This is a genomic window from Anaeromusa sp. (genome assembly GCF_028691475.1).
In the GTDB taxonomy this organism is placed as follows: domain Bacteria; phylum Bacillota; class Negativicutes; order Anaeromusales; family Anaeromusaceae; genus Anaeromusa.
This window is the reverse complement of sequence record NZ_JAQUZF010000092.1, coordinates 1-11,108: the sequence shown is the minus strand read 5'-3', so window position 1 is coordinate 11,108 and position 11,108 is coordinate 1. Positions and strand designations below refer to the sequence as shown.

Sequence of the window (11,108 nt, the reverse complement as noted above, 5' to 3'; positions counted from 1 at the left end):
TCAATAACCAAGCCTTCTACCTGATGGAACATCGGCGAGTGCGTGGCGTCGTAATCACAGCGATATACTTTGCCAGGCGCAATAATCCGCACCGGACTATTCGGCTCGCTGGCTTGCATAACCCGCGCCTGTACTGGCGAGGTATGAGTCCGAAGCAACAGCTCCGGCGTAATATAAAAAGTATCCTGCATATCCCTTGCCGGATGATCCGGCGGCAAGTTCAAAGCTTCAAAGTTATAGGAATCTTCTTCCACTTCCGGCCCTTCGGCCACCGCAAAGCCCATGCGCATAAAGACCGCCTTAATGCGATCCAAGGTCAGCATCAGCGGATGCACATGCCCGTTAAAAGAGGCTCTCCCAGCCAAAGTAATATCAATGGTTTCTTTTTCCAAACGCTCTTGAAGCTCAGCGGCTTTCAAAGCCCCTGCCCGCTCTTCTAGGAGCGCCTCCAACTTGGCCCGCACTTCATTCACGAGCGCGCCTATGCGCGGACGTTCTTCTGGCGACAATGCTCCCATACCGCGCAAAACAGCAGTTAAGCTGCCTTTTTTGCCCAAGTATTTTACTTTCAACTCATTCAAGGCGGCTACGGTTTGCGCCTGCTGCATCTCCTGCAACGCTTCCGCTTGTAAAATCTGTAGCTGATTTTCCATGTTCCACTTGCCTCCTGTTTTATAATCATTGCAAAAAAACAAAGCCCTTCCACCCCCTCGAAAGGGGCGAAAAAGCTTATTCGCGGTACCACCCTTGTTTGTACTCAAGCTTCGTAACGTGAAGCAGTCCGTGTTTACCTACTTGAATTCAGAAAAGCGTTCAGTAAACAAGGCTCCGGAGCGAACTTCTGACAGCGAAAAGACAGCGCGCTTGCAGTCCATGGCAACGCCTCCCTGAAGAATTCTCCTCTGCATACTTTCTCCTTCATCACCAGCACTATGTAGTTCGTTCCCAAGCCGTAAACCGCTCTTTATTGCAATAAAAGGCGGCGGTACAGGAGATACGCGGCAATGGAGCCAGTTGCTTCAAATACTTTCCATAGCATATCGGTGGTCATCATGGCGAGACCCTCCCTGCTCCTGTTCAGCATGCTTTCAGGAAATTTCTTGTTGTCATTATACCATATCAAAAGCAGCTCTGACAAGCCAAGTCCACTCTTAACCAAGGGCTTTCTCTAAAAATACAAAAAACGCATTTATCTTATTTTATTTCTTAGCTCAGCCGCTGCCGCATAGCTTCATAGAGCAGCAGCGAGCCCGCCATAGCCACATTCAACGACTCCATTCCTCCCGGCATGGGAATGAAAACGGCGCCATCCGCCTCTTCTTGCCAAAAAGCCGACGCCCCTTCTCCTTCGTTGCCTAAAAGCAGCAAATGCCTGGCTTTTAAATCAGCCTGATAGCTTGGTCGGCCTCCTTCGAGCGCAGCTACCCACAATGCAAGTTTTTGCTGTTTCCGAAGGCGGTTCAAGGTCTCCGGCTGTATTTTTTGCACTACAGGCAAACGAAAAACAGCCCCCATACCGGCGCGCACCGCTTTACTGCTAAAAGCGTCTGTGGTCCCTTCCAGCAAAACAGCCCCGACTGCGCCTAACGCCGCAGCCGTCCGCAGCAAGGCGCCGACATTCCCCGGATCCTGCACGCGATCCAGTACAAGGAGCGGCCCGTCACCAGGCATAGCCAGCACCTGCTCAAGTTCCCAGTACTTTTGCCGCACGACCGCTAAAATGCCTTGCGGCGTCTGCGTCTCGCCAAGCTTGCGCAATAGCTCGCCGGAAACTTGCAACAGTCGGCCATATGGCTGTTGGCGCTTTCGCAGCAGCTCTTCCATCTGCGCTTTTTGTCCATAATCATCGGCTGCAACAAGAAACAGCAATTCCCAATCTGATTGGATCGCTTCTTGCACCGCCCGCGTGCCTTCCACGATAAATAAGCCGCTCTCGTCTCGTTTTTTGCGCTGTTGCAAGGAGCGAATTTGTTTCAATTGTTCATTCGCAGCACTGCCTATTTTTTCCCAATACAACGTCATTCAAGCTCCTCCAAGCGCTGGACGCCCCGATTCGCGCCGACAACGAACAGCACATCTTTATCCATAATTTTCTCCGTTGGCTGCGGCGGCACCAATAACTGCTCCCCCCGACGTATAGCTACCACATTGACCTCATAACGACCGCGTAAATCCGTTTCCACCAGATTTTTTCCGACCAACACCTTGGGGGCTGTTACTTCCACAATACTGTACTCAGGAGATAACTCAATGTACTCCAAAACATTGCTTGAAACAAGATTGTGCGCCACACGCTGCCCCATATCCCGTTCCGGATACACAACTCGGTCCGCGCCTATTTTCTCCAACATTTTACCATGGAGGGGATTTTTGGCTTTAGCAACAATATGAGGTACGCCCAACTCTTTAAGTTGCAGCGTTGTCATCAAATTAGCCTGCACATCCGCACCAATGGCTACGACAACTACATCAAAATTTCGAATGCCCAAAGCTTTCAATGTATCCTCATCGGTAGTATCCGCCTGCATAACATGGGTCACTTCATCGCTAAAATCCTGAACCCGCGTTTCATCCGCATCAACTGCCAAAACCTCATAGCCCATTTGATACAACGTCTTGGCTACACTAGTGCCAAAACGCCCCAAGCCAATAATCGCAAACTGTTTTTTCTTCATTTCATGCCTCGTTTCCAGATTCTACTTGCTTTCTTAACCGATAATAAACTTTCCTTCCGGGTAACGCACCATATGTTTGTTTTTTCGCGAACGCAATGTCAACGCCATTACCAGGGTCACTGGCCCTACCCTGCCGGCAAACATCGTTAAAATCAACCAAAGTTTTCCATGCTCCGATAGTCCCGGCGTAATGCCTGTTGTCAATCCCACCGTACCGAAAGCGGAAACAACCTCAAAAAGCAAATTCAAAAAAGGAACGTTTTCGGAAATACTCAGCATCATGGTAACAAAACAAACTAACGATGCGGAAATAAATACTACAGTAAAAGCCTTATAGATGACTCCGTGAGGAATACGCCGTTCAAACAGCTCTGCATCCTCTCTGCCGCGCATCATCGCCCAGATAGAAGCTAAGAGAACCCCCAACGTCGAGGTCTTGATACCACCGCCTGTAGAAGAAGGAGAAGCGCCCACAAACATCAAGATAATCAATAAAAACAAAGTTTCCGGCCCTAATGTGTCCAACGGCAAAGTATTATATCCGGCGGTTCTTGCCGAAACCGCCTGAAAATAGCTGCTGAGAATTTTGTCCGGCCAAGAAAGCGGTCCCATGCCTGCAGGATTCGCATGTTCAAACGCTAAAATTCCCAGCGTGCCAAGCACCAGCAATGAAGCCGACATCACAATAACAATCCTTGAATGCACGGTCAATTTAGCAAAGGAGCGCTGATTCCAAGCGTCTGCAATAACCATAAACCCAATCCCACCCAGAATAATTAACGTAGACACCGTTAAATTTATAGACAGATCAGACACATAGGCAGTCAGGCTGCCGTAATTACCAAACAAATCAAAACCGGCATTACAGAAAGAAGATACCGCATGCCAATAGCCGTAATATATGCCAATCGGCCCAAACTCATCATACCAGCGCCAGGCTAAAATCGTACCGCCAATGAATTCAATCAACAATGTCAACTTAATGACGTACAAAGCCAAACGCACCACGCCGGACATAGTAATTTGGTTTAATGCTTCTTGCAAAATCAAACGTTCCCGCAAATGAATGCGCTTACCAAGCATAATGCCCATTAAGGTTGTCATGGTCATAATACCTAAGCCGCCGATTTGAATCAAGAAAATAATAACAAGCTGTCCAAATAAAGAAAAATGAGTCCCCGTATCTACTACCACCAAGCCGGTCACGCAAACAGCCGACGTCGCTGTAAATAAAGCATCAACAAAAGAAGTCCCATTCCCCGACGCTGTAGCTTGCGGAAGCATTAACACAAAACTTCCCAATAAAATCAACCCTGCAAAACCAAGAACTAAAATTTGATATGGCGTCAATGTCCATTCTTTTAACAAACCAAGAGTGCTATTTTTCAATACGATCGCTCCACTCCAGCCTATATTCTTCCCAGTTCATTATAAGCACTCCCTTAGCGCCCGTCTAGAGGAGGCGGAAACTTAAAAAGCAGGAGAAAACGAAGCAATGCCTCGAAATCTCCTGCCTGAATGGTTCTCTTTAAATAGCTTTGGCCTTAGAGATGCACTCAAAGGCCAGCATGTACTTGCGCACCGACTCTTTGACGCCTTTTTTAACAATAGCCATCAAATTGACATAATTCATGTGCGGCGTCCGCGACAGTTCTTTTTTCAACTGCTCCGCCGCCACCGTTGACGTGTCGGTTGCAATATTAATTTTAGCAATGCCTGCTTGAATCAAACGCCGATACTCTTCCGCCTGCAGGCCAGCGCCGCCATGCATGACTAACGGAATCTGCACCATCTGACGCAGCATTCCAAGACGTTCAACGTCCAGTGCAGCATCTGCACTATCTCCTAAATGATTACCACAGCCTACCGCCAAGGCGTCAATACGAGTTTTTTGCGCAAACAGCGCCGCCTCTTCCAACCCGCTTGCAGCCTCGCCGCCCAAGGAGCCAAGTTCCCCTTCCACCGTCAGCCCGGAAGCATGCGCAATTTTGGCCACTTCCTTCGTCCGGCGTATGTTTTCCTCAAAAGACAGCCTGGAACCGTCAAACATGACCGAAGTAAACCCCCATCGCACGGCTTTCAAAATCCCCTCGTACGTATGGCTGTGATCCAAATGCAAGGCCACTGGAACACTTGCTTTATGAGCAGCCCGCACCATAGCAGCTCCCAGCAAATCCGCGTCGACAAACTTAAATAACCGTTCCGGAATCCCCAGAACTAAAGGCGTTTTTAATTCCTCCGCTACTTCAACTACCGCTCCCAAGGTTTCAAAATTAAAAACATTAAATCCCCCTACTGCGTATTGCCGCCGCCGCGCATCCTGTAGAAGTTCTGCCATTGTTACTAAAGCCACGACACATCTCTCCCTTCAGGGTTTATTTATTATGTTTTTTCTTTTCGCCATGAAAATCCAAAACCCCTGCGGGAAAAGCAAAGATAATTTGAAAAACACAAACTTTTCAAATTATCTTTGGCAAACAAAACCCTTTTGCGTATTTTGCGTATTTCGCGTATTTCGCGGTTCGTTTTACAAATTCTGGTATAGAAAAAAACCGACCCTAAGGCCGGCTTTTCGATAGTTTGTTTTACAGTTTTGCTTTAGCGGTTTCAACCAGCTGGTTGAAAGCAGCCAGATCATTGACAGCCAAATCGGCCAGCATTTTACGGTTTACTTCCACGCCGGCTTTAGTCAAGCCATTGATCAATTTGCTGTAGGATAAGCCGTTAATACGGGCAGCCGCATTGATACGGGCAATCCACAGACGACGGAATTCGCCTTTTTTCGCACGACGGTCACGACGAGCGTAGAACAACGCTTTCATGACTAATTCGTTGGCTTTTTTAAACTGCTTGCTGCGGGCGCCACGGTAGCCTTTAGCCAGCTTCAGAATTTTTTTATGGCGTCTATGTGCAGTAACGCCTTTTTTTACTCTCGGCATTTTAATCCCTCCAGAAAGTGTGCATTAAAATAAATTTAAATTATGCGTTCGGCAGCATAAGCTGTACGCGCTTGTGGTCGGACTTGCTTACCAGCGAAGCTTTGCGCAGGTTGCGCTTACGCTTAGGCGATTTGCATTCCAGGATATGGCTTTTAAAAGCTTTGGCGCGCTTGAACTCACCGCTAGCGGTGATACGAAAACGTTTGGCAGCGCTTCTACGAGTTTTGATTTTCGGCATTACTTGCTCCCCCTTGCTGTTGTTTCAGTTTTATGCCTGCTGTTGTTTGGGATTTAGAATCATAATCATGTTCTTGCCTTCCAGCTTCGGATCGCGTTCTACATTGGCGATATCAGCCAATTCCTTGGCCATACGCACAAGCAAAACCCGCCCTAATTCCGGATGGGATAATTCCCGGCCACGGAACATGATGGTCACTTTGACCTTGTCACCATCTTCTAGAAAACGCAGGGCATTTTTTTTCTTAACATCAAAGTCGTGGTCTTCGATATTAGGACGAAGTTTGACTTCTTTGATGGTAACGATTTTTTGTTTCTTTTTTGCTTCTTTGTCCCTTTTTTGCTGCTCATACTTGAACTTTCCATAGTCCATGATGCGGCATACCGGCGGACGAGCCGTCGGAGCAACTTCTACCAGGTCGAGATTCTGTTCGATAGCCATCTGCAATGCGTCGCGCACCTGCATGATGCCTAGCTGTTCACCTTCGGCGGTAGTTACCCGCACTTCTCTTACCCGAATCTCTTCGTTGATCCGCAAATTTTCTTTGCTAATTGTCATTCACCTCCGCATACATTTACAAAAAGAAAGCGGGTAGAGTCTGCACTCCACCCGCAATACACCCTTAGCTTTGGGTTTGCTAACCTGGCTCACTGCTCCATGGCGTGGCAAGGTGAGAAGCGGATGGCTTCTGCTTTCAAATCACTTTTGTTAAGATACCATGAATTTTCTTTTTTGTCAACGCCATTTTATTTTTTGGCAGCAATTTCCTCTAAGAGCTGCTTCGTAAAGACATCGGTCGCCTGGGGACCTAAATCGCCTTCGCCCCGTTTACGCACTGCAACCGTGCCATTTTCCATTTCCTTATCCCCCACAACCAGCACATAGGGGATTTTCTGCACTTGCGCTTCTCTGATTTTATAACCGATTTTTTCGTTGCGCTCATCCACGGCCACGCGAATGTCTTGATTCCACAGATCTTTAGCAACCTTTTTGGCATATTCCATGTGGCGGTCTGTAATCGGAAGAATCTTAACCTGCACCGGTGCCAGCCAGGACGGGAACGCTCCTGCGAAATGTTCGATCAAAATGCCAATAAAGCGCTCCAGACTGCCATAGGCCACACGGTGAATCATAACAGGACGATGCTTTTGGCCGTCTTCGCCGATGTAGTTCAAGTCAAATTTTTCCGGCATCAGCATATCCAGCTGAATGGTGCCGCACTGCCAGGTCCGGCCAATAGAGTCCCGCAGATGAAAGTCAATCTTCGGGCCGTAGAAGGCGCCATCACCCTCATTAACCTTGTAGGCCATGCCCCGTTCTTCAAGAGCGTCCTGGAGCGCCTTGGTAGCCGTTTCCCAAACCTCATCCGAGCCCATAGAGTCCTCGGGACGAGTGGAAAGCTCCGCATGATACGAAAGGCCAAAAGTGCTGTATACTTCATTGAATAAATCAATAACGCCCTGGATTTCTTCTTTAATTTGCGACGGCAGCATAAAAATATGCGCATCATCCTGGGTAAAGCTGCGTACGCGCATCAAGCCGTGTAAAGCGCCCGAAATCTCATGACGATGCACCAGTCCCAGCTCACAGGTGCGCAAGGGCAAATCCCGGTAACTATGATACTGCGACCGATATACAAGGATGCCCCCAGGACAGTTCATCGGTTTTACCGCGTAGCCTTCGCCGTCAATCTCCGTAAAGTACATGTTTTCCCGGTAATGATCCCAGTGCCCGGACTGCTGCCATAACTTCTGGTTCAAAATAATCGGCGTCCGAATTTCCTGGTAGCCATATTTCCGGTGCATTTTACGCCAGAACGTTTCCAGCTCGTTGCGCACAACCATGCCGTTGGGATGGAAGAAAGGAAATCCAGGGCCTTCCTCTTGCATGCTGAACAGATCCAATTCTTTGCCCAGTTTGCGGTGATCCCTTTTCGCTGCTTCCTCCAGCATTAACAGATAGGCGTCTAAGTCCGCTTTCTTCTCAAAGACCGTACCGTAAATACGCTGCAGCATTTTTCGTTTTTCATCGCCTCGCCAGTAAGCGCCGGCAACTGACTGCAGCTGAATGGCTTTGAGCTTCCCTGTAGACGAAACATGAGGACCGGCGCACAGGTCGACAAATTCACCTTGCTCGTACATGGAAATAACCGCATCTGCCGGCAAGTCCTGGATCAATTCCACTTTGTAGTCTTCACCGCGCGCGGCAAACAAAGCAACAGCCTCTTCGCGGCTGGCTTCCTTGCGGGAAATCGGCAAATCTTCTTTAACGATTTTTTCCATTTCCTTTTGGATACGAGCCAAATCTTCCGTACTGAAAGGTTCTTCCACGTCAAAATCGTAATAGAAGCCATTAGCAATGGCCGGACCAATGGCAATTTTTACTTTCTTGTCGCCATATAAGCGCTTGACCGCTTGAGCTAACAAGTGAGATGCGCTGTGGCGCAACGCATCGCGTCCTGCGTCCTGTTCAAACGTCAAAAGCTCCACTGCCGCATCCTGATTCAGCTTGCTGGCCAAATCCTTTACCTGCCCGTCCACTTTGCCTACCAGTACTTTTTTAGCCAAGGAACGGCTGAGCTGTTCTGCTAGTTCGCCAAGAGTAGTACCCTGAGCCACCTCGCGAATACTGCCGTCTTTTAATTTTACTTGTACCATGTTTACAACCTCCTTGCAAAAAATAAAATCCCCGTCCCATGTAGGGACGAGGATTGCTCGCGATTCCACCCTGCTTGGCCCGAAAGCCCTGCTTGTTTAGGAAAATAACGGCTCCTTATTCCGGCCGGCTCTACTCTTATTCAAACCGGCAGCTCCAAGGCGGTAATTCAGCGCACCATGCCAGAACGCTTACAGCCAATGACGTTCTTTCTCTGCAGACATGCTTATCAGTGAATCATATCCTTGTCTTTGCTATTACTGATATTATTTCGATTATACTCCAAGGCCTCCGACCCTGTCAACCGGCTTCAGCCTCTTCATTAGCTCTTGGTACCATTCATTCCTGCGGCGAATAACAAAGCGCAGTTTTTCCTCTTCAGCGGTCTTTAGGACTAACGCATTGGGTATAAGTCCAAGGCTTCGAGCCGTAGCAACTTGCGTCAGAGCCCCCAAAGACACTTCTTTTAGATATTTATGTTCCATGCCCATTACATAGCCCACAAAAACCAGCCGCTCGGTCGTCAAATATAATGCGCCGTGAAGTTTTTCCGCCGCCGAATCAAAATTAGCATGATCTTTTTTTATGATTTTTTCATTATCATGCAAGGAAAAGCTATACATACACTGCACCTGCCTGTCAAAATTCACTCAAGATAACTTGAGTTTAATTGTATTCGACAAGCTTTGCAAAAATCCTACTTTAAAACAAAACAAAAACAGCTTTCTTCTTGCCCGCCAAGGAAGCGCGCTCCCCCTAAGCAGTAACCTGTCGCGAGATTAAGTCACCCTGGATATTCATGGTATATTGCAATTGAGGCGCTAAGGCTTTAAAAAATTCCGCATGCCAAACCTCATGACACTGCGCCAGAAATTGACTGTCCGTACCGGTTTTTTTCCAATTTGCCCCTTGTATCCAGCCGGCATTACTCCACCTTGTCACCTTGCTGTCTTCCTGCTCCAGCCGATCCCAACGATCACAAGGCATGCCGTTCAACACCTTGCCGGCAAACGCCGCGTACGCCGCCGCCGCATCAGTTTCTTCCCGCCCGTCTGGACGAGCGGCCAGACCACATTGTTTTCCCTGTTCGCCGAAGACGGCTTTCATCTTTTCTGGACCGTCTGAGCCTAAACGCGCCAGCAGTTCTTTAACGGTGGCTGCTTCACGTAATTCTGCCAAATTAATCTGCCGCTGCAGCCAGCCGTGAATGTTATCCGCATCAATCAGCTCCGCCAAATCCTCATCCGGCAGCGGCGCTCCATAGGTCTGCCAAACCATTTCCCGGCCTTCTTCCGCCATGTCGGCATCAATCTGGGCCGCCGCCTCCCAAAGCAATTGTTCCCGCTCCACCAAGATACGAATTTTATGATACAGCCAGTAGTGAATTGGTCCTAAATACAAGCTCATAGTAATTCCTCCATTCTATTTGTTCTGTTCTTCTTTAATACTGCTGTTTAGCGCCTCTACCAGGTCGCTTACCTGCAGGCCGTGAATAGCAGCCGCTTGATGCAGCGGCTCTCCTGTCGAAGACGGACAACCTAGGCAGCCCAAGCCAAAAGAGCGGAAAACCGGCACTGTATGCGGATACACCCGCAGAATATCACTGATCACCGTGTCCTCGTTCACCATATCTCCCGGTTGCAAATTTTCCTTTAAAAGTGGCGCAGACGTCGTTTGCTTAGGCAAAGGAAGTCCCGTCTCTGCGGAATCGGATTGCTGCTGCCCGTAAAAACGGCTCAACACTTCTTTTTGAAAGCTTCCAAAGCCAATGCGGTCAATAAAGACTCCCATACGCTCTACCTCAGCGTTTTGCTTGTAGAACGAAACAATAATCTCCGCTATCCGCAGGGCCTCTTCCAGATTCAGAGAACCCAACAGCTTATCCGCCAGCCGGGGCTGCGCTCCGGCGCAGCCGCCTACATATACATCCCAGCCGTTTTCCGTACCGATGAAGCCTACGTCTTTCACATGCACCTCGGCGCAGGAATTAGGGCAGCCGGCTACGCCCATTTTAATGCGCGAAGGCATTTCTTTTTTATGGTAGCGCTTATCCAGCTCCATCCCCAGCTTAATTGCATCTTGCTTGCCGCGCTTGCAAAAGGTATCACCTGGGCACATTTTGATGCTGCGCACGCAATTGGCAAAACCCATGGCAGGCTGCATGCCTAGCAGCTCCCATACGCCTTCCACATCTTCCGCTTTCAAGCCGGTGATCATAATGCGCTGCGCCGAGGTCAGCTTCAACACACCGCCGAATTGCTCCGCTGCTTCCGCATAGCGCCGCAGTACGTCCGGTTTGACAAAACCTCCCGGCAGATGCGGCGTCACTGCGTACGTTTTTTTCCCGTCTCTTATTTTTTGCAAGTTTGCACCTTTAGGCTGCATAGCTTGTCTACCTCCTTCAATATGGCTGCTTTCTATGGTCTTAGTATAGCCGCAAAAAGGAAAGCAGGCTGTGATATGCCTCACAGCCTGCTTACTTTACCAATATTTTATCCAACCGCGAAAAACGCGAAAAACACGAAATTGAGCAAAACAGCTTATTGTTTTTGATGAATAACCTACAAAACCGTGACAAAAAAGGAACGTCCCCAGGTGTCT

13 protein-coding genes and 1 other annotated feature are annotated in these 11,108 nt (G+C 48.6%); all 13 genes read right to left on the bottom strand.

Going from position 1 to position 11,108, the window contains the following annotated elements; all coding sequences use genetic code 11:
• On the bottom strand, positions 1-653 hold a 653-nt coding region (locus PHF27_RS11145), incomplete at its 3' end, for a phenylalanine--tRNA ligase subunit alpha (RefSeq protein WP_300069900.1).
• Positions 654-964: 311 nt separating this feature from the next.
• Positions 965-1,054: a YqzL family protein gene (locus PHF27_RS11140; protein ID WP_300069897.1), complete on the bottom strand. Its 90-nt coding sequence runs from the start codon at positions 1,052-1,054 to the stop codon at positions 965-967.
• 152 nt (positions 1,055-1,206) lie between these two features.
• Entirely contained in the window at positions 1,207-2,022 is an 816-nt protein-coding gene (locus PHF27_RS11135) for an RNA methyltransferase (protein ID WP_300069894.1), read from the bottom strand.
• Positions 2,019-2,675 (bottom strand): TrkA family potassium uptake protein, encoded by a 657-nt coding sequence (locus PHF27_RS11130; RefSeq protein ID WP_300069892.1) that lies wholly within the window; start codon positions 2,673-2,675, stop codon positions 2,019-2,021. Before PHF27_RS11130 ends, PHF27_RS11135 begins: the two co-directional genes overlap by 4 nt.
• A gap of 33 nt (positions 2,676-2,708) precedes the next feature.
• The gene (locus PHF27_RS11125) at positions 2,709-4,064 is read right to left on the bottom strand and encodes a TrkH family potassium uptake protein (RefSeq protein WP_300069889.1); all 1,356 of its coding nucleotides are present in this window, start codon (positions 4,062-4,064) and stop codon (positions 2,709-2,711) included.
• A gap of 139 nt (positions 4,065-4,203) precedes the next feature.
• Positions 4,204-5,028 (bottom strand): class II fructose-bisphosphate aldolase, encoded by an 825-nt coding sequence (locus PHF27_RS11120; RefSeq protein WP_300069886.1) that lies wholly within the window; start codon positions 5,026-5,028, stop codon positions 4,204-4,206.
• A gap of 232 nt (positions 5,029-5,260) precedes the next feature.
• Positions 5,261-5,614 (bottom strand): 50S ribosomal protein L20, encoded by a 354-nt coding sequence (gene rplT / locus PHF27_RS11115; RefSeq protein ID WP_018704318.1) that lies wholly within the window; start codon positions 5,612-5,614, stop codon positions 5,261-5,263.
• 40 nt (positions 5,615-5,654) lie between these two features.
• Positions 5,655-5,852, bottom strand: coding sequence for a 50S ribosomal protein L35 (gene rpmI / locus PHF27_RS11110; protein WP_018704319.1), 198 nt, complete (start codon positions 5,850-5,852; stop codon positions 5,655-5,657).
• 30 nt (positions 5,853-5,882) lie between these two features.
• A complete protein-coding gene (gene infC, locus PHF27_RS11105) occupies positions 5,883-6,389 on the bottom strand; it encodes a translation initiation factor IF-3 (RefSeq protein ID WP_300069903.1) in 507 nt (168 codons plus the stop codon).
• A 36-nt stretch (positions 6,390-6,425) separates the two neighbouring features.
• Positions 6,426-6,552 (bottom strand) — a sequence feature (ribosomal protein L20 leader region).
• Positions 6,553-6,598: 46 nt separating this feature from the next.
• The gene (gene thrS, locus PHF27_RS11100; RefSeq protein WP_300069883.1) at positions 6,599-8,509 is read right to left on the bottom strand and encodes a threonine--tRNA ligase; all 1,911 of its coding nucleotides are present in this window, start codon (positions 8,507-8,509) and stop codon (positions 6,599-6,601) included.
• A gap of 273 nt (positions 8,510-8,782) precedes the next feature.
• A complete protein-coding gene (locus tag PHF27_RS11095; RefSeq protein WP_300069880.1) occupies positions 8,783-9,130 on the bottom strand; it encodes a GRAM domain-containing protein in 348 nt (115 codons plus the stop codon).
• 133 nt (positions 9,131-9,263) lie between these two features.
• Complete coding sequence (locus PHF27_RS11090; RefSeq protein ID WP_300069877.1) at positions 9,264-9,914, bottom strand: hypothetical protein; 651 nt, start codon at positions 9,912-9,914, stop codon at positions 9,264-9,266.
• A 15-nt stretch (positions 9,915-9,929) separates the two neighbouring features.
• Entirely contained in the window at positions 9,930-10,892 is a 963-nt protein-coding gene (locus PHF27_RS11085) for a DUF1858 domain-containing protein (protein WP_300069874.1), read from the bottom strand.
• Between the last annotated feature and the right edge of the window lie 216 nt (positions 10,893-11,108).